Source organism: Aeromonas sp. R5-1 (assembly GCF_040908265.1).
Classification (GTDB): Bacteria; Pseudomonadota; Gammaproteobacteria; order Enterobacterales; family Aeromonadaceae; genus Aeromonas; species Aeromonas caviae.
In genome coordinates, this window is record NZ_JBFODJ010000056.1 from 13,389 (window position 1) to 31,398 (window position 18,010).

General features: G+C 58.6%; 17 protein-coding genes. 2 read left to right on the top strand and 15 right to left on the bottom strand.

Features of this window, described 5'->3' with window-relative positions; all coding sequences use genetic code 11:
* Positions 1–42 precede the first annotated feature (42 nt).
* The 15 genes from glmU to mioC form a co-directional block, all read right to left on the bottom strand.
* The gene (gene glmU, locus AB5Y64_RS08515) at positions 43–1,404 is read right to left on the bottom strand and encodes a bifunctional UDP-N-acetylglucosamine diphosphorylase/glucosamine-1-phosphate N-acetyltransferase GlmU (protein WP_039040626.1); all 1,362 of its coding nucleotides are present in this window, start codon (positions 1,402–1,404) and stop codon (positions 43–45) included.
* Positions 1,405–1,497: 93 nt separating this feature from the next.
* Positions 1,498–1,926, bottom strand: coding sequence for a F0F1 ATP synthase subunit epsilon (locus AB5Y64_RS08520; RefSeq protein WP_010672259.1), 429 nt, complete (start codon positions 1,924–1,926; stop codon positions 1,498–1,500).
* A gap of 18 nt (positions 1,927–1,944) precedes the next feature.
* Positions 1,945–3,333: a F0F1 ATP synthase subunit beta gene (gene atpD / locus AB5Y64_RS08525; protein WP_010672260.1), complete on the bottom strand. Its 1,389-nt coding sequence runs from the start codon at positions 3,331–3,333 to the stop codon at positions 1,945–1,947.
* 33 nt (positions 3,334–3,366) lie between these two features.
* Positions 3,367–4,233, bottom strand: a complete 867-nt coding sequence (gene atpG, locus AB5Y64_RS08530; protein WP_010672261.1) for a F0F1 ATP synthase subunit gamma — start codon at positions 4,231–4,233, stop codon at positions 3,367–3,369.
* A 42-nt stretch (positions 4,234–4,275) separates the two neighbouring features.
* On the bottom strand, positions 4,276–5,817 hold the full coding sequence (gene atpA, locus AB5Y64_RS08535; protein ID WP_010672262.1) for a F0F1 ATP synthase subunit alpha: 1,542 nt from the start codon (positions 5,815–5,817) through the stop codon (positions 4,276–4,278).
* A gap of 15 nt (positions 5,818–5,832) precedes the next feature.
* Positions 5,833–6,366: a F0F1 ATP synthase subunit delta gene (gene atpH, locus AB5Y64_RS08540; RefSeq protein ID WP_010672263.1), complete on the bottom strand. Its 534-nt coding sequence runs from the start codon at positions 6,364–6,366 to the stop codon at positions 5,833–5,835.
* Positions 6,367–6,379: 13 nt separating this feature from the next.
* Positions 6,380–6,850, bottom strand: coding sequence for a F0F1 ATP synthase subunit B (atpF, locus tag AB5Y64_RS08545; RefSeq protein ID WP_010672264.1), 471 nt, complete (start codon positions 6,848–6,850; stop codon positions 6,380–6,382).
* Between the two features lie 51 nt (positions 6,851–6,901).
* Positions 6,902–7,141, bottom strand: coding sequence for a F0F1 ATP synthase subunit C (atpE, locus tag AB5Y64_RS08550; RefSeq protein WP_010672265.1), 240 nt, complete (start codon positions 7,139–7,141; stop codon positions 6,902–6,904).
* Between the two features lie 58 nt (positions 7,142–7,199).
* Entirely contained in the window at positions 7,200–7,982 is a 783-nt protein-coding gene (gene atpB / locus AB5Y64_RS08555) for a F0F1 ATP synthase subunit A (RefSeq protein ID WP_010672266.1), read from the bottom strand.
* A gap of 8 nt (positions 7,983–7,990) precedes the next feature.
* Complete coding sequence (locus AB5Y64_RS08560; RefSeq protein WP_010672267.1) at positions 7,991–8,401, bottom strand: ATP synthase subunit I; 411 nt, start codon at positions 8,399–8,401, stop codon at positions 7,991–7,993.
* Between the two features lie 190 nt (positions 8,402–8,591).
* On the bottom strand, positions 8,592–9,500 hold the full coding sequence (locus AB5Y64_RS08565; RefSeq protein WP_010672268.1) for a ParB/RepB/Spo0J family partition protein: 909 nt from the start codon (positions 9,498–9,500) through the stop codon (positions 8,592–8,594).
* Positions 9,497–10,300, bottom strand: a complete 804-nt coding sequence (locus AB5Y64_RS08570; protein ID WP_029313362.1) for a ParA family protein — start codon at positions 10,298–10,300, stop codon at positions 9,497–9,499. Before AB5Y64_RS08570 ends, AB5Y64_RS08565 begins: the two co-directional genes overlap by 4 nt.
* Before the next feature lie 27 nt (positions 10,301–10,327).
* Positions 10,328–10,954, bottom strand: coding sequence for a 16S rRNA (guanine(527)-N(7))-methyltransferase RsmG (rsmG, locus tag AB5Y64_RS08575; protein ID WP_010672270.1), 627 nt, complete (start codon positions 10,952–10,954; stop codon positions 10,328–10,330).
* A gap of 20 nt (positions 10,955–10,974) precedes the next feature.
* Positions 10,975–12,864 (bottom strand): tRNA uridine-5-carboxymethylaminomethyl(34) synthesis enzyme MnmG, encoded by a 1,890-nt coding sequence (mnmG, locus tag AB5Y64_RS08580; protein ID WP_010672271.1) that lies wholly within the window; start codon positions 12,862–12,864, stop codon positions 10,975–10,977.
* 508 nt (positions 12,865–13,372) lie between these two features.
* Entirely contained in the window at positions 13,373–13,822 is a 450-nt protein-coding gene (gene mioC, locus AB5Y64_RS08585; RefSeq protein WP_039040628.1) for an FMN-binding protein MioC, read from the bottom strand.
* A 371-nt stretch (positions 13,823–14,193) separates the two neighbouring features.
* Here mioC and AB5Y64_RS08590 point away from each other — a divergent pair, with 371 nt between their 5' ends.
* The gene (locus AB5Y64_RS08590) at positions 14,194–16,302 is read left to right on the top strand and encodes a TonB-dependent siderophore receptor (RefSeq protein ID WP_039040629.1); all 2,109 of its coding nucleotides are present in this window, start codon (positions 14,194–14,196) and stop codon (positions 16,300–16,302) included.
* Between the two features lie 60 nt (positions 16,303–16,362).
* On the top strand, positions 16,363–18,009 hold the full coding sequence (locus AB5Y64_RS08595; RefSeq protein ID WP_039040630.1) for a multidrug ABC transporter permease/ATP-binding protein: 1,647 nt from the start codon (positions 16,363–16,365) through the stop codon (positions 18,007–18,009).
* The last annotated feature ends 1 nt before the right edge of the window (position 18,010 follow it).

Genomic DNA, 18,010 nt, shown 5'->3' on the forward strand with positions numbered 1-18,010 from the left:
CCGGCGCCCTCGGGCGCCGGTTTGCATTTCATTGATCGGGCATCACTTCTTCTTGACCGGGCGAGCCCAGTTCGGAATGTGGCGCTGGGGCACCCGGGTGATCACCAGCTCGTTTTCCGCCACATCCTTGGTGATGGTGGAACCCGCCCCCAGGGTCGCCCCCTTGCCGATCCGCACCGGCGCCACCAGCTGGGTATCGGAGCCGACGAAGACATCGTCCTCGATGATGGTCTGGAACTTGTTCACCCCATCGTAATTGCAGGTGATGGTGCCGGCACCGATATTCACCCCGGCTCCGATCTCGGCATCACCCAGATAGGTCAGATGACCGCACTTCGAGCCCACCCCCAGCCGAGCCTTCTTCATCTCGACGAAGTTGCCGACATGGGCATCCTGCTCCAGCACGGCACCCGGGCGCAGGCGGGTAAAGGGCCCGACCGAGCACTGGTCGGCAATTTGCGCACCTTCGATGACGGAGTAGGGTTTCACCTCGGTGTGGTCGCCGATCACGCAATCCTTCAATACGCTGCCGGCACCGATGCGCACGTGATTGCCCAGCACCACCTTGCCTTCGATGATGACGTTGACGTCGATCACCACCTCCTCCCCGATTTCCAGGGTGCCGCGCAGATCGAAACGGGCCGGATCGATCAGGGTGGCGCCAGCGATCATCAGCTTCTCGGCCTGCATCTGCTGGTAGCTGCGCTCAAGCTGGGCCAACTGCACCCGGTTGTTGGCCCCTTCCACTTCCATGGTGCTGTCAGGGTGGACGGCGGCGATGGCACAACCATCCCCATGGGCCATGGCGATGACGTCAGTCAGATAGAACTCGCCCTGGGCATTCTTGTTGTCCAGGCGGGAGAGCCAGCTGCGCAGCTGACCACCGTTGGCCACCAGCACGCCGGTGTTCACTTCGCGGATGGCAAGTTGCTCGACGTTGGCATCCTTCTGCTCGACAATGCCGACCACCTGACCGTGTTCCCGCACGATGCGGCCATAGCCGGTCGGGTTGTCCAGTACCACGGTCAGCAGCGCCATGCCATCGTCGGTCTTGGCGGCCAGCAACCGTTGCAGGGTCTCGGGCTGGATCAGCGGGGTATCGCCGTAGAGCACCAGCACGTCGTCTTCGTCATGCCAGAACGGAATGGCCTGGGCGACGGCATGGCCGGTCCCCAGTTGCTGAGCCTGCAGCACCCAGTTCAGGTCGGATGCCTGGATCCGCTCCTTCAGCAGTTCGGCGCCGTGGCCATAGACCAGGTGCAGCTGTTCGGCACCGATCTGGCGGGCGGTCTCGATCACATGGGAGACCATGGGCTTGCTGGCAACGGGGTGCAGCACCTTGGGCAGGGAGGAACGCATGCGGGTGCCTTTGCCCGCAGCCAGGATCACGACGTTGAGAGACATAGCTAGCCTTTGAAACAGGTGGAAATGCTGGGCGGAGTCTATCCAACGGGCAAAAAAAAAGCGACCCGAAGGTCGCTTTTTGCATCACCGTGATTAGCGGTAATTCTTTTTGACGATATCGATAACCCGCAGCTGGGCCATCGCTTTGGCCAGCTCGGCAGACGCCTGAGCATAGTCGATATCACCATGGGAGCTGTTGATCCGCTCTTCGGCACGACGCTTGGCTTCCTGGGCTTTCGCCTCATCCAGATCGTCTGCGCGAATGGCGGTATCGGCCAGCACGGTCACGGCTTCGGGTTGTACTTCCAGCATGCCGCCGGAGATGTACAGCACCTCTTCGCTACCATTTTGCTTGATCAAGCGGACCAGGCCCGGCTTGATGGCAGTCAGCAACGGAGCATGACCGTGGCGGAGACCCAGCTCACCTTCGGAGCCTGATACCTGGGCGGATTGCACGCGACCGGAAAACAGTTTTCCTTCGGCGCTCACCACATCCAGGTGAAAGGAGATCATCTCAGCCATGGGCCCTCCTATCGAGGCTTACAGTTTCTTGGACTTCTCGACGACTTCGTCGATGCCGCCAACCATGTAGAACGCCTGCTCCGGCAGATCGTCATACTCGCCCTTCAGGATGCCCTGGAAGCCACGGATGGTTTCCTTCAGCGGCACGTATTTGCCCGGAGAACCGGTAAATACTTCGGCCACGAAGAACGGCTGGGACAGGAAACGCTCGATCTTACGGGCACGGGCTACGGTCAGTTTGTCTTCTTCTGACAGTTCATCCATACCCAGGATGGCGATGATGTCCTTCAGCTCCTTGTAGCGCTGCAGTACGGTCTGAACGCCACGAGCGGTCTCGTAGTGCTCCTTGCCAACCACCAGCGGATCCAGCTGACGGGAGGTGGAGTCCAGCGGGTCAACGGCCGGGTAGATACCCAGTGCCGCGATCTGACGGGACAGTACGACGGTCGCATCCAGGTGGGCGAAGGTGGTCGCCGGAGACGGGTCGGTCAAGTCATCCGCAGGCACGTAAACGGCCTGTACGGAGGTGATGGAACCAGTCTTGGTGGAGGTGATGCGCTCTTGCAGAACACCCATCTCCTCGGCCAGGGTCGGCTGGTAACCTACTGCGGAGGGCATACGGCCCAGCAGTGCGGATACTTCGGTACCGGCCAGGGTGTAACGGTAGATGTTGTCCACGAAGAACAGCACGTCACGACCTTCGTCACGGAACTTCTCGGCCATGGTCAGGCCGGTCAGCGCCACGCGCAGACGGTTTCCGGGCGGCTCGTTCATCTGACCGTAAACCAGAGATACTTTGTCCAGTACGTTGGACTCCATCATCTCGTGGTAGAAGTCGTTACCCTCACGGGTACGCTCACCTACACCGGCGAACACGGAGTAACCGCTGTGCTCGATCGCGATGTTACGGATCAGCTCCATCATGTTGACGGTCTTGCCTACGCCGGCGCCGCCGAACAGACCAACCTTACCACCCTTGGCGAACGGACATACCAGGTCGATAACCTTGATGCCGGTCTCCAGCAGCTCGGTGCTGTTGGACTGATCTTCGTAGCTGGGGGCTTCGCGGTGGATGGACCAACGCTCTTCTTCGCCGATCGGACCCTTCTCGTCGATGGGGTCGCCCAGTACGTTCATGATACGGCCCAGGGTCGAGGTACCGACCGGTACCTGGATGGCCTTGCCGCTGTTAACTACTTCCAACCCACGACGCAGACCGTCGGAGGAACCCATGGTGATGCAACGCACGACGCCGCCGCCGATCTGTTGCTGAACTTCCAGTACCAGACCCTGGCCTTGGCCTTCGCTGACAACCTTCAGTGCATCGTACACCTGGGGCACGGCATTCTGCGGGAACTCGATGTCCACCACAGCGCCGATGATTTGGACGATGAAACCGTTACTCATGTCAAATCCTCTAAACCTTTGATAACCCTTGCCTTACACCGCAGCAGCACCGGAAACGATCTCTGTGAGCTCCTGGGTAATACTGGCCTGACGGGCCTTGTTGTATACCAGTTGCAAATCGTTAATCAGGTTGCCGGCGTTGTCAGTCGCGGCTTGCATGGCAACCATTCGGGCTGCCTGTTCACTTGCCAAGTTTTCTACCACACCCTGGTAGACCTGGGATTCGACGTAGCGAATCAGCAGGGTATCCAGCAGTTGCTTGGGATCCGGCTCATAGAGGTAGTCCCAGTGGTGCTTCTTGGCGAGCTTGCTGTCTTCTGTTACGGGCAAAGGCAGCAGTTGATCGACTTTTGGTTGCTGAACCATGGTGTTGACGAACTTGTTGTACACCAGATACAGCCTGTCAATCTCACCGTTGTCGTAAGCCTTCAGCATGACCTTCACTGAACCGATCAGGTCATTGACGCTCGGGTTGTCACCCAGTCCGGAGACGTGGGCTTTCACCTTGGCGCCGTGCCGTTCAAAGAAGTTGGAGGCCTTGTTACCGATCAATGCCAGGTCAACCTTGGCACCTTTCGCGCTCCATTGCTTCATATCATTGAGGGCAGCCTTGAACAGGTTGATGTTCAGACCACCACACAGGCCACGGTCGGTGGAGACGACGATGTAACCCACTCGCTTCACCTCACGTTCGATGAGGTAGGGGTGCTTGTATTCCAAGTTCCCCTGAGCGATATGGCCGATCACCTTGCGCATGGTTTCAGCGTACGGACGGCTGGCAGACATGCGTTCCTGCGCACGGCGCATCTTGCTCGCTGCCACCATTTCCATAGCGCTGGTGATCTTCTGAGTGTTCTTCACACTCCCGATCTTGTTACGTATCTCTTTTGCGCCGGCCATCTCTTCTCTCCATCAGGTGGCAGCTTGCGCTGCCACACACGCTTACCAGGTCTGGGTTGCCTTGAAGTCATCCAGCAACGCAGTCAGCTTGCCAACGATCGCGTCGTTGTAGTCGGCCTTGGCATTGATTTCAGCCATCAGCTCGGCATGCTGGGTATTGGCGTAAGAGAGCAGAGCGGCTTCGAAGTCGACGATCTTGCTCAGTTCGACATCGGCGAGATAACCCTTCTCGGCGGCGAACAGCACCAGGGATTGCTGGGCCACGCTCATCGGAGAGTACTGCTTCTGCTTCATCAGCTCGGTGACTTTCTGACCGTGATCCAGCTGCTTGCGAGTGGCATCGTCCAGGTCGGAAGAGAACTGGGCAAATGCCGCCAGTTCGCGGTACTGGGCCAGCGCGGTACGGATACCACCGGACAGCTTCTTGACGATCTTGGTCTGAGCAGCACCGCCCACACGGGATACGGAGATACCCGGGTCAACCGCCGGACGAATACCGGAGTTGAACAGCTGGGAGGTCAGGAAGATCTGGCCATCGGTGATGGAGATCACGTTGGTCGGAACGAACGCGGAGACGTCACCGGCCTGGGTTTCGATGATCGGCAGGGCGGTCAGGGAACCGGTCTGGCCTTTCACGGCACCGTTGGTGAACTTCTCTACGTACTCGGCGTTGACGCGAGCAGCACGCTCCAGCAGACGGGAGTGCAGATAGAAGACGTCACCCGGATAAGCTTCACGTCCAGGCGGACGGCGCAGCAGCAGGGAGATCTGGCGATAGGCAACGGCCTGCTTGGACAGGTCATCATAGATGATCAGTGCGTCTTCGCCGCGGTCACGGAAGTACTCGCCCATGGAGCAACCGGCGTAGGGAGCCAGGTACTGCAGAGCAGCCGCTTCGGAGGCAGAAGCCACGACCACGATGGTGTTGGCCAGGGCGCCGTGCTCTTCCAGCTTGCGCACCACGTTGGCGATGGTGGAGGCCTTCTGGCCGATCGCAACGTAGACGCACTTAATGCCGGAATCTTTCTGGTTGATGATGGTGTCGATGGCGATGGCGGTCTTACCAACCTGGCGGTCACCGATGATCAGCTCACGCTGGCCACGACCGATAGGGATCATGGCATCGATGGCTTTCAGACCGGTCTGGACTGGCTGGTCAACAGACTTACGCTCGATAACGCCCGGGGCGATCACTTCGATCGGCGAGAAGCCGTCGTTGTCTACCGGACCCTTACCGTCGATCGGCTGACCCAGGGTGTTGACCACCCGGCCCAACAGACCACGACCGACCGGCACTTCCAGAATGCGGCCGGTACCCTTTACCTTCATCCCTTCGGCCAGATCGGCATAGGGACCCATTACTACGGCACCAACGGAGTCACGCTCCAGGTTCAATGCCAGAGCGAAGCGGTTGCCCGGCAGCTCGATCATCTCACCCTGCATGGCATCGGCCAGACCGTGGATACGAATGATACCGTCGCTTACAGAAACGATGGTACCTTCGTTACGCGCTTCGCTTTTGACATCAAACTGCGCAATGCGCTGCTTGATCAGCTCGGCGATTTCAGTGGAATTCAGTTGCATGCTCTAATACCCCAATCAAGATTGCAGCGCATCGGCCATGCGATCCAGCTTACCGCGGACCGTGCCGTCGATAACGAGATCACCGGCCTTGATGAGCACCCCGGCCATCAAGGACGCATCTGTGCTGCAATTCAGCTTCACTTTGCGCGCGAGACGTTGTTCCAGAGAAGCCTGAATATTGGCTTTCTGCTGGTCGGTCAGTTCGATCGCCGAAATCACGTCAGCCTGAACTTCTTTGTCCAGTTCAGCCTTGAGCGCGACGAATTCGGCAACGACCGCCGGCAGCACACCCAAGCGACCATTCTCGGCCATCACCCGGATCAGGTTCTGACCGTGCTCGTTGAGCTGCTCACCGCAGACACCGACAAACAGCTTTGCCAGTTCTTCGGCAGCAACGGAGCCGTTTACCAGGCTGTGCATGGTCTCGTTTTCTGCCACCTGAGCGGCGAAATCGAGCATCTCCAGCCATTGGTCAACCGCCTTGTGCTCAACGGCAAACTCGAAAGCAGCCTTGGCGTAGGGGCGAGCGATTGTAGTCAGTTCAGACATAGCCCCGTTCCCGTTACAGTTCTGCTACCAGTTTGTCGACGATGTCGCTGTTGGCAGCCTGGTCGATTTGGCGTGCCAGGATCTTCTCTGCACCCGCGATGGCAAGAGCAGCAACCTGCTTGCGCAGTTCTTCTTTGGCACGATGACGTTCAGCTTCGATCTCTGCACGGCCCTGAGCCAGGATTTTCTCCCGCTCAGCTTGGGCTCCGACAGCGGCCTCATCAATGATCTGGGCCTTGCGTTTGTTGGCCTGATCGATGATTTCAGCAGCCTGAAGCTTGGCTTCTTTCAGCTGATCGGTGGCGTTGGCCTTGGCCAGCTCCAGATCTTTCTTGGCACGCTCTGCAGAAGAGAGGCCGTCAGCGATTTCTTTCTGACGGGCTTCGATGGCAGCCATCAGCGGCGGCCATACGTACTTCATGCAAAACACTACGAAGATGAAAAAAGCAACTGCTTGGCCGAGGAGGGTGGCGTTGATATTCACAGCCGATGTCCTCTTTAGTTAGTTAATGGGTTCTGCGTGAGTCGTAATGACTTAGGCAACCGCAAACATCACATACAGACCCAGACCAACGGCGATCATCGGGATCGCATCCACCAGACCCATCACGATGAAGAACTGGGTACGCAGAACAGGGATCAGGTCAGGTTGACGAGCTGCACCTTCCAGGAACTTGCCACCCAGGATACCGATACCGATGGAGGCGCCGATAGCCGCCAGACCCATCATCATTGCAGCAGCGATGTACAGCAGGTCCATGTTCAAGTTTTCCATGAGGATCTCCATTTATTTAGATGTAATTGATTGTATAAAAAGGATTATTTGAGTTGCATCAACCATGGTCTTCCTGCGCCATCGACAGATAGACGATGGTCAGAACCATGAAGATAAACGCCTGCAAAGTGATGATCAGGATGTGGAAGATTGCCCAAGGCACGGACAGGATCCACTGTGACCACCAGGGTAACAAACCCGCAATCAGGATGAAGATCAGTTCGCCAGCATACATGTTGCCGAACAGTCGCAGACCCAATGAAACAGGCTTGGAAATCAACGTGACGGTTTCAAGGATGAAGTTAACCGGGATGGCAGCAGGGTGGTTGAAAGGCTGAAGCGTCAGCTCCTTCACGAACCCGCTGATACCCTTGACCTTGATGCTGTAGTACAGGATCAAGAAGAACACGCCCAAAGCCATGGACATGGTGATGTTAACGTCAGCAGAGGGAACCACACGCAGATAGGGAACACCCATCAACTGTGCAGCGTGAGGGATAAAGTCAACGGGGATCAGGTCCATGAAGTTCATCAGGAAGATCCACACGAACACCGTCAGGGCCAAAGGTGCGATGACCTTGTTGCGACCATGAAAGATGTCCTTGACGTTACCATTCACAAACTCGACCAGCATCTCCACAAAGCACTGCAGCTTACCGGGCACACCGCTGGTGGCCTTGACGGCAACCTTGCGGAACAACCAGATAAACAGGGCGCCTAGCACGACGGAAAATATCATGGAATCGATATTCACCGTCCAGAACCCGGACCCTACCTGCAGGTGGGTCAGGTGGTGGGAGATATATCCCTGAGGAGTCAGGACTTCTCCGGTTGCAGACATGAGTTTTCCTAATAGTGGTTGTTAAGCGTGAATGAAACTATCCACTGTACAACGAGGGCGAGGATATAAGTGGCGAAGAACGAGGCGGTGTCGACCTCAATCCCGGCGCCAAACAGCAGGGCGAAAAGTCCTGTTGTAGTAATGAGCTTAATCCCTGCCCCACCATAAAAGTCCCGCAAAACCAGGCCTACGCTCTCTTTCGTCACCTTGCGGCGCAGAACCCAGAGCGTGAACAGGGCTTGAGGAACCCAGTACATCCCCCCTCCGTAGAGAGAGGATTGTCCGGCGAACTCTCCCGCCTGATAAAACCAGACGGTGGCGATCGCCAGGATCAGGACCAGCTGACAAACGAGCATAGCCAAGGCCAGCGTCAAACCTTCCAAGGCTATTTTCTGCTTCACCAACCTACCCCTGAACATTACAGAACTGTAAAAAATCGGGATCCGAAGACCCCAGGTTCACAGCTCGAAAAGCCGGTCAAATTATACCCGTGAAGACGGCTATTGCAACATGGCAAAAATCCTTAATTTTTGCGGCTTTCCGCGCGAAATTAAGGTTATGTTCATATCGAAAGTAATGGATGTTTTATTACTACAAAAAGCGTAAAAATCACGATTCTGACAGGCCAAAATAGCCCAATACCCGGTCCAAATCTGCCAAGTTATCGTAACTTATTACTAACTTGCCGCTATCTTTCTTACCCGGCTGAAGTTGCACCTGATTGCCAATTTTTTCAGAAATCTGGCGCTCGAGATAACCAAACTGCGGATCGCGGACGGGTTCAACCCTGGTTTTTGCCGGTTCCAGTGCTTTTTGCACCAGCTTCTCGGTATCTCGCACTGTCAGCCCCTTCTGGGCCACCAGTTTGGCCAGCTCTGACTGGGCCTGGCCGCTCAGGGCCAGCAGGGCACGGGCATGCCCCATGTCGAGGTCGCCGTGTTCCACGAAGCGCTTCACGTCCTCGTTGAGCTGGTTGAGACGCAGCAGGTTGGTGACCGTGGTGCGGGACTTGCCTACCGCCTCGGCAACCTGCTGGTGAGTCAGTTCGAACTCCGTCAGCAGGCGCTGGAGGGCGACGGCCTCCTCGATGGCGTTGAGATCTTCACGCTGGATGTTCTCGATGAGTGCGATGGCGACGGCCGCCTCGTCGGCGACATCCTTGACCAGGCAGGGCACCACTTCGAGACGGGCCAGCTGGGAGGCGCGCCAGCGGCGTTCACCAGCAATGATTTCGAAACGGTTTTCACCGATGGAGCGTACCACTATGGGCTGGATCACCCCTTGTGCACGGATGGAGTTGGCCAGCTCCTCCAGCGCATCCTGGGACATATCCTTGCGCGGTTGGTATTTGCCGGACTGCAGCCACTCCACCGGCAGCTTGCGCAATTCCCCCTGATTGGTCGGGGCCATGGCCTGTTCGGTGCGCTGGTCGCTCATCACCTGTTTCTGGCGGGCGGCCGTGCTGGTGCTGAGCAGGGCGTCCAGCCCCTTGCCCAGCCCACGTTTCTTCGGCGTCATATGCTCTCTCGATCTGCGGTGAGCGGCTGGGACTCCTGCTCCTGGCGGCGCAGGATCTCGCCAGCCAGGGCCAGATAGGCCTTGGCCCCCACCGATGATTTGTCATAGTGCATGGCTGGCGCGCCAAAGCTCGGCGCCTCCGCCAGTCTTACGTTGCGGGGAATGATGGTGCGATAGACCTTGTCCCCGAAATGCTGTTTCAGCTGATCGGACACATCATTGGCCAGCCGGTTGCGATGATCGAACATGGTGCGCAGTACCCCTTCGATCTTGAGCTCCGGATTGACCACGGCTGCCAGCTTGCTGATGGTGTCCACCAGGGCGGTCAGCCCTTCCAGCGCATAGTATTCGCACTGCATGGGCACCAGCACGGAGTCGGCGGCGGCCATGGCGTTCACCGTCAGCATGTTGAGAGAAGGCGGACAGTCGATGAAGACGTAGTCGTACTTGTCCCTGACCGAGGCCAGGGCGTTGCGCAGGCGGATCTCGCGGGCAAAAAACTCCATCAGGCGGATTTCTGCCGCGGTCACGTCAGCATTGGCGGCGATCAGGTGATAGCCTCCCGAGGTTTCGGGGATGATCACCTCGCCGATGGGGGCATCTTCGATCAGCAGTTCATAGGCAGTGCGTTCGACATCGTACTTGTCGACGCCACTGCCCATGGTGGCATTGCCCTGCGGATCCAGATCGATCACCAGCACCTTGCGCCGGGTAGCGGCCATGGAGGCGGCCAGATTCACACAGGTGGTGGTTTTACCCACTCCACCCTTCTGGTTGGCTATGGCAATGACTTTTCCCACACTGTCCCCTAAATGAATGCGGCGGCCCTATTCGGGCTGGATGGCTTTAAACTCCAGCAGATGGCGTTCGCCTTCCAGTTCCGGCACCACCAGCTTGTGGGTGGCAACCAGACGAATGCTGTCAGGCAACTGTGCCAGCTCCTGCTCGGGGTATTGTCCCTTGAGCGCCAGGAAGCTGCCCTCGGGTGACGGCAGATGATGACACCAGCTCAGCATGTCCTCCAGGGAGGCGAAAGCCCGGCTCAGTACACCATCAAATCCGGTCTCGGGTTGATACTCCTCCACCCGGGATTTGACGGGGGTCACATTGGTCAACCCCAGTTCCAGGATCACCTGGCGGATGAAGTTGATCCGCTTGCCCAGGCTGTCGAGCAGCACGAACTGTTTGTCCGGATTGATGATGGCCAGCGGCAGTCCGGGCAGACCCGGGCCGGTCCCCACATCGATGAAGCGTTCACCGTGCAGGTGAGGGCTCACCACCAGGCTGTCGAGGATATGCTTGACCAGCATGGCGTCCGGATCTCGCACCGAGGTGAGATTGTAAGCCTTGTTCCACTTGTGCAGCAACTCGACCAACTGCACCAACTGGGTCTTCTGGGTTTCGGTGATAACAATTCCGGCCTGCATGAGCAGGCCGTTCAATCTTTGCAGCATGTTGTCCAACGGGGAATTCCTCAGGCGGTTTTACGCAGCAGGCCGTGTTTCTTCAGGTGCACCAGCAAGATGGAGATGGCGGCAGGGGTGATGCCGGAGATGCGGGACGCCTGACCAATGGTCTCTGGCTTGGCATCGTTGAGCTTGGCGATCACCTCGTTGGAAAGACCGTTCACGTCGCGGTAGTTCATATCCAGCGGCAGCAGGGTGTTTTCGTTGCGCAGCTGTTTCTCCACCTCGTCGTGCTGACGCTCGATATAACCGGCGTACTTGATCTGGATCTCCACCTGATCCGCGGCAGCCGCATCGGTCAATGCAGGCCCCACACCCTCGATGGCCATCAGGGCATCGTAGGTCACCTCGGGGCGACGCAGCAGCTCTTCCAGGCTCTGCTCCCGGGTCAGGGGAGTGTTGACCAGGGCGTTGACGGCCTCCAGAGACGGATGCTGCGGGTGGATCCAGGTCGAGCGCATGCGCTGACGTTCCTGCTCCACCTGCTCCACCTTGGCATTGAACAGGCTCCAGCGATGATCATCCACCAGACCCAGCTCGCGGCCGATGGCGGTCAGGCGCAGATCCGCGTTGTCTTCCCGCAGCAGCAGGCGATATTCGGCACGGCTGGTGAACATGCGATAGGGTTCGCGGGTCCCCAGTGTGGAGAGATCGTCCATCATCACGCCCATGTAGGCCTGATCCCGGCGTGGGTGCCAGGCTTCCTTGCCCTGGGCGCGCAAGCCCGCGTTCAGACCGGCCATCAAGCCCTGGGCAGCGGCCTCTTCATAGCCGGTGGTGCCGTTGATCTGGCCGGCGAAGAAGAGGTTCTCGATGCACTTGCTCTCCATATTGGCCTTGAGATCCCGCGGATCGAAGAAATCGTACTCGATGGCGTAGCCAGGGCGGGTGATATGGGCATTCTCGAAGCCACGGATCGAGCGGACGATCTGCACCTGCACGTCGAACGGCAGGCTGGTGGAGATCCCGTTCGGGTAGAGCTCGTGGGTGGTCAGTCCTTCCGGCTCCACGAAGATCTGGTGCGCCGTCTTGTCGGCAAAGCGGGTGATCTTGTCCTCGATCGACGGGCAGTAGCGCGGGCCTATCCCCTCGATCACCCCGGCGTACATGGGGCTGCGATCCAGGTTGTTGCGGATCACCTCGTGGGTCTGCTCATTGGTATGGGTCACGTAGCAAGGCATCTGGCGCGGATGCTGGCTGGCGTTGCCGATGAAGGAGAAGACCGGGCGAGGATCGTCACCATGTTGCTGCTGCATCACGGAAAAATCGACGGTGCGTGCATCGATGCGTGGTGGCGTGCCCGTTTTGAGGCGATCGATGCGCAGCGGCATTTCACGCAGGCGCTGGGCGAGGGCGATCGAGGGAGGATCCCCGGCGCGGCCCCCTTTGTAGTTTTCCATGCCGATGTGGATCAGACCATTGAGGAAGGTGCCAACGGTCAGTACGACCGTCTTGCCGCTGATGCGGATCCCGCTCTGGGTGACGACCCCGGCGACACGATCCCCGTCCATGACCAGATCGTCGCAGGCCTGCTGGAAGATCTTCAGGTTCGGGTAGTTCTCCAGGGTCTGACGCACCACTGCCTTGTACAGCAGGCGATCCGCTTGGGCACGGGTAGCCCGCACCGCAGGGCCCTTGGAAGAGTTGAGCGTGCGGAACTGGATCCCGCCGAGATCGATGGCCTGCGCCATGATCCCGCCCAGGGCGTCGACTTCCTTGACCAGGTGTCCCTTGCCGATCCCGCCGATCGCCGGATTGCAGGACATATGCCCCAGCGTATCTATGTTGTGGGTGAGCAACAGGGTATTGAGACCCATGCGGGCTGCCGCTGTTGCTGCTTCGGTTCCTGCATGACCGCCACCGACGACGATCACATCAAATTGTTCATGGTATTGCATTGGGGATCACCTTGATCTGCACGCCTGAAGATCTTTGTTTGCCTGGTCTGAAGGGCGGATCATTCTATCTGTTTAGCATCCGGAGGGGAACGTCTACTTCAGGATCAGTATGGATCAGGGATCGGTTAAATAGATCTTAAGGATCTTTAGATCGATCTTTTATTGGATCTTTTATTAGGATCCGCGACTTCTGTTGATAAGGCATTTTTGATCATAAAGATCATTCGGTTAAGGTCGATCGCTGCTTGTGGAAAAGCTTGGATCCAGAGGGGGCAAACGGAGGGATAACATGGGTTTTTATACACAGAAGCATGGTCGTCAAGATCTAATACATGAATAACTATAGGTTTTGCAGAGCTTAGCACCTAAGTTATGCACAATTATCCGAGCTCATGTGGGGAGCTCTCGGGAAAAACTTATCCGGATCCCCCTGTTAATAACCTGGTGGATAGGGAGCTGGGGATAACCAGGGAGATCGGGGGTCGTGACCGGATCTCCCTGGCCCTGATCAGCCGATCAAGGTCATCCAGTCGTGGATCCAGGTTTCTGCGGCATCTTCGGGGATCTCGTGCTGGGTCACGTCTATTTCCAGGAGATCCCCCAGTCGGCTGGCACCGCACCCGGCCAGCAGCCGATCCAGCGTCTTGCCGCCCTGGCAGAAGGTGTCATAACTGCGATCCCCCAGGGCGATCACTCCGTACTTGAAGGCGGCGAGATCCGGCTGCTGCTCGGCAAGATCCCGGGCAAAGGGCTGCAGATTGTCGGGTACATCCCCCGCACCATGGGTGGAAGTGACCACCAACACGATGGCTTCTGGCTCGGTCAGGATCCTGGCCAGGCTGGCGGGGTTGTGGATCTCCGCCTGGTGGCCCGCCTGTTCAAGCAGGCCGACCACATGATCTGCGACATATTCGGAGGCCCCCAGCATGGAGCCGACGACGAGGTTGAGTTTGGCCATGGAATGGATCCTGATGTCATCGAAAAAGTGAAGAGCGGGGATCTTACCGCCAAAGCATGTGGATAAATATGGATAAAGCTTGGGGATAAGGATCCTGTCCACTTTTTTGTTGCCAAAACCGGTCTCGTGGCCGCCATGCTGCCTTCTTTCCACCTGTTGTGACCTCATCGCACCTTTCGTTGTCAAACGACACTTCAAAACATCAATTAACAATGCAGATGCAAATGATTAGCAATTATTGAATCGATTCGATCACGGCACCTGTAGTAGCATGGCGCTGCTTTATTCGCCTGAGGCGCCGGGCTGACCGGTCCAATTGGGCACCCATAATAAGAAATCAAACATAACTTATTGATATTTGAGACACTTATATGATTGCGCAAAAAAATACCCCGAATGCCGTGATGCGAAAGAGAGGCGCACAGCTGCTGCCGCTCTCCTGTCTGCTGGCGTCCCTGCCCGTGTTGGCGGCGGAACAGACGGATAAAGAGTTGCCCAAGGCGGGTGAAACCATGGTCGTGACCGGGACCGCCATGAAGGTCGAGGTCCCCATGGCAGAGACCCCCCGTGCCGTCTCCGTGGTCAATCGCGAAGAGCTGGACCAGCACGCCGTACTCAAGCTCGACGAGTCCCTGCGCTATCGCTCCGGCGTCCTGTCCCAGTCCTATGGTTCGGACACGGATGCTGACTGGTTCAAGGTGCGCGGCTTCGATGCGGCTTCTTACCTGGATGGCAACCGCCTGTTCAGCACCGGTTACTATGTCTGGACCCCGGAACCCTTCGGCCTTGAGAGCGTGGAAGTGCTCAAAGGCCCGGCCTCCATTCTGTATGGCGAAGCCCCTCCCGGAGGCGTCATCAACGCCATCAGCAAGCGTCCGACAGCGACCCCGCAGGGTCTGGTGAACCTGCAACTGGGCAACCGGGATCTGCGCCAGGTCGGGGTGGATGTCTCTGACTCTCTTACCGACAACAGCCGTTATCGTCTGGTGGCCCTCTACAACGAGCGGGACGGCGTGCTGGATGGCACCTACAACGAGCGCGCCTATCTGGCGCCGAGCGTAACTCTGGATATTTCGGATCGCACCACGCTGACGCTGCTTTCCAGCTTCAAGCACGATGAAGGGGTGCCGACCAACGGCTTCTTCCCGGTTTACGGCACCCTGAATACCTCCGGCGGCCAGATCGATCCCTCCACCAACCTGAGCCAGCCGGATTACGACCGCAATCGCAATACCCAGATCTCCGCCGGGTACGAGCTGGCCCACCAGCTCAACCAGACCTGGGAGTTCAAGCAGAACGTTCGCTTCAACTACAACGATCTGCTGCTGCGCCAGACCTACATCTTCCCGACCTATGAAGGCACCACCGCCTACCGCGGCCTGGTCTACCGGGATGGGGATACCAAGAGCGCCACCATGGACAACCAGATGGTGGGCTACTGGAACACCGACAGCACGGAGCAGACCCTGCTGCTGGGGGTGGATCTGCAGCGCCATGTGAATGAAGGCCAGGAAGCCGACAACTATGGCATGGGCGCCATCAACACCATGAACCCGGATTACAGCGGTTTCCCCGGTTTTGATGAATCCACCGCGACCCATCAGAGGAGCACCAAGGGTCAGAGCGGCCTCTATGCCCAGCACCAGATCCGCTGGGATGATCGCTGGCTGCTGACCGCGGGCGGTCGTTTCGATTACGTGGAAACCCACAACATCAGCGAAGCCAAGAGCAAGAACGAGAAACAGTACGACGACAACCTCTCTCTCTCCGGCAGCCTGATGTACCTGGCCGACAACGGTCTCTCCCCTTACTTCGCCTATGCGGAATCCTTCGAAGTGCTGCCGGGGATAGACCCCAACACCGGCAACTCCTACAAGCCGCTGGAAGGCAAGCTCTACGAGACCGGCGTCAAGTACGCACCCAGCTTCCTCGATGGCTACATCAACCTGGCGCTGTTCGATCTGGAGCAGACCAACTCCCTGGTCTCTACCGGCTCCGGCCAGCAGACCCAGGCCGGTGAAGTGACCTCCCAGGGGGTCGAGCTGGAGGGGAGCGTGCAGGCCACCGAGGCCTTGCGCCTGACCGCTGCCTATACCTATACCGATGCCAAGACCAACGACACCGGCAACGGCGATCGTCGTGCGAGCCTGATCCCGCGCCACCAGGCCTCCTTCTGGGGCAACTACAAGGTGCAGCAGGGCCCGGTATCCGGTCTTGAGCTGGGTTCCGGCGTGCGCTATGTGGGTTCCAGCGTCGGCATCGGCGCGGTGAATGCGGACTACTCCCCCATCTATGGTTCCGCCCAGGTACCGGCACACACCGTATGGGATGCGATGATCGGGTATGACTTTGCCAAGAACTGGCGTGCCCAGATCAACGTCAACAACCTGCTGAACGACACCTATGTGGCGAGCTGCGACTACTACTGCTACTACGGCGAGCCGCGCAGCATAGTCGGCACCGTCAACTACCGCTGGTAAGCGACAGGCCGGGCGGGGGCGAAGGCTCCCGCCCTCCTTCCATTCATCTACAGGCCTGTCATGGAACTCTTGTCACTGGTTTATCGCCAATACCGTTGGCCCTTCATCGCCATTACCCTGCTCAGCCTGCTGAGTGCTGTCAGTGGGATAGGCGTCATTGCCTTCATCAATCAATCACTTATCGAATCAGTCGGGGATCCGCTGCCGATCCTGGGTCAGCTTGTCGGCCTTGTCTTGCTGCTGCTGGTGATCACGCTCGGATCCCAACTGGCCCTGACCACCCTGGGTCACCATTTCGTCTACCGGTTGCGTGGCCGCCTGCTCAAGCAACTGCTGGATACCGACGTCGCCCGTCTGCGTCAAATAGGGCAGGGGCCGCTCCTGGCCTCCCTTTCCAGCGACATCGGTCAGATCACCATCGCCTTCGTGCGCCTGCCGGAGCTGGTACAGGGCCTGGTGCTCACCCTGGGCTCCATCATCTACCTTGGCCTGCTCTCTCCCGCCTTGCTCGGTGTTACCGCCCTCTGGGTCACCGTGACCATGGTGGTGGGCTGGCTGCTGGTGAACCGGGTCTATCGCCACCTGGCGCACATGCGCCAGGCCGAAGACAGGCTCTACCAGAACTACCAGTCCATCATCGCCGGGAGCAAGGAGCTGGCGCTCAACCGCGAGCGTGCCCACTTCGTCTACCACCAGCTCTATGAGCAGAATGCCCGGGACTACCGGGAGCAGATCATCCGCGCCGATACCTACCACCTGAGCGCGGTGAACTGGTCGAACATCATGATGCTGGGTGCCATCGGCCTGGTCTTCTTTCTGGCCAACGGGCTGGGCTGGGCCAACACCAATGTGGCCGCCACCTTCGCCCTGACCCTGCTGTTCCTGCGCACTCCCTTGCTACAAGGGATCGGAGCCTTGCCGACCCTGATCGCCGCCCAGGTGGCGTTCGACAAGATAGCTGCCCTCAATCTGGCGGAGCCGGACGAGGCATTCCCGTTGCCGCCTGCGCCTCGCCCCTGGCAGCGCATCGAGCTGGAGCAGGTGAGCTTTCACTACCAGGGGGAGGGCGGTTTCTCCGTGGGCCCCATCAATTTGGTGATCGAGCGGGGGGAACAGATATTCCTCATCGGTGGCAATGGCTCCGGCAAGTCGACCCTGGCCATGCTGCTGACCGGGCTCTATCAACCGGTCTCTGGCCGGATCCTGCTGGATGGGGAGCCGATCACCGATCGCAACGGCTATCTGGGGCTCTTCTCCGCCATCTTCACCGACTACCACCTGTTCCAGCATTTGCTGGGGCCCGAGCCGAAAGAGGCGTTGGTCGCCGAGTGGCTTGAGCGGTTGCAGATGGGCAGCAAGCTTGCCATCGAGGATGGCTTCATCGCCGATATCGACCTCTCCCAGGGCCAGCGCAAGCGGGTCGCCCTGCTGCTGGCCCTGGCAGAGCAGCGGGAGGTGATGCTGTTCGACGAGTGGGCTGCGGATCAGGATCCCCAGTTCCGCCGCATCTTCTATCAGGTGCTGTTGCCGCGTCTCAAGGAGATGGGCAAGACGGTGATCGCCATCAGCCACGACGATCACTACTTCTCTCTGGCCGATCGCCTGCTGGAGATGCGCCAGGGCCGCCTCACCGAACTTACCGGCGAGCAGCGCGAGCAGGTGAGCCGGGATGCGGTCGCCCATCTGGATGGCAAGGTGCCGGCCTGAT